The 996-nt window shown below is 63.9% G+C and carries 2 pseudogenes; one reads left to right on the top strand and one right to left on the bottom strand.

What is annotated here, in order from left to right:
* Positions 1 to 55: 55 nt before the first annotated feature.
* Positions 56 to 574: pseudogene (locus EN749_RS36355) on the top strand (isochorismatase family cysteine hydrolase); the annotation flags it as partial.
* Positions 575 to 580: 6 nt separating this feature from the next.
* Here EN749_RS36355 and EN749_RS36350 read toward each other — a convergent pair.
* Positions 581 to 996: pseudogene (locus tag EN749_RS36350) on the bottom strand (LLM class flavin-dependent oxidoreductase); the annotation flags it as partial.

Below are 996 nucleotides of genomic sequence, written 5' to 3'. Positions count from 1 at the left end.
ATGTCAGCCCGGTAGCCCTGCCTGGTGTGGATGACCCTGACACCGGCCTTGCGGGCGGCTGATATCAGCCGCCCGCAAGGCCGGTGTCAGGGTCATCCACACCAGGCAGGGCTACCGGGCTGACATGGCCGACATGACGCCCTACGAGACATGGCGCCGCAAGCGCGCTGGGCTCGAAGGCACCGAAATCCTGCTGCGCTCTGGTCCAGGATTCCAGATCGTTCCGGAGATCGACGTCGCCCCGCAGGACATCATCGTCGACAAGACCTGCAACAGCGCTTTCACCTATACGGATTTCGAACTTGTGCTGCGCGCGCAAGGCATCACGCATCTGCTGTTTTCCGGATGCACCACGGATGTCTGCGTCCACACCACGCTGCGTGAGGCCTGCGACCGCAATTTCCAATGCCTGACGATTTCGGACGCCTGCGCCAGCGGCGACAGACAAGCGCACGAAGCAGCCCTTCACATGGTGACGGTTGAAGACGGCGTCTTCGGCGCGCTAACGGATTCGAGCGCTGTCATTGAAGGCCTGTCGCGGCTTGGCGACAGGCCCGAGGCAACAAAAGGCTGAAGAACTTCAGCCCGTTGCCCGCGTCTCCAATCCTGCACGAGACGCATATGCCCCAGGCTGGAATGCCTCGTGTTCGCGACGCGCCAGCGAATTGCGCAGCAGAGCGATCGTTTCCCGGCCGAGCGTTGCGATCTCGCGTGGCGTGTCGACGCCGACAATCATGAATTCATCGATCCCAAGGGCTGCATACGCAAGCAGCGACAGGGCGGCCTGGGCTGGCGGCCCGGCAACATCGACCGCCTTGTGGCCGGAGGCGGAAGCACCTTGGTGAATCCCGACCGGAAGCGCGAAGCGCAGCTTGCCGGCCCGGCCATGTTCGGCGGCGGAGCGGCGCACCCGCTCCATCAATTGCCGGATCTCGTCGATCGAGCCGGGCGCCAACTCAAAGACATCGGCATGCCGGCCGGCAACTTTGAGTGCCG

Source organism: Mesorhizobium sp. M7A.F.Ca.ET.027.02.1.1 (genome assembly GCF_004022985.1).
Classification (GTDB): Bacteria; Pseudomonadota; Alphaproteobacteria; order Rhizobiales; family Rhizobiaceae; genus Mesorhizobium.
The sequence above is the reverse complement of the archived record's forward strand: the minus strand, read 5'-3'. Positions and strand labels throughout refer to the sequence as shown.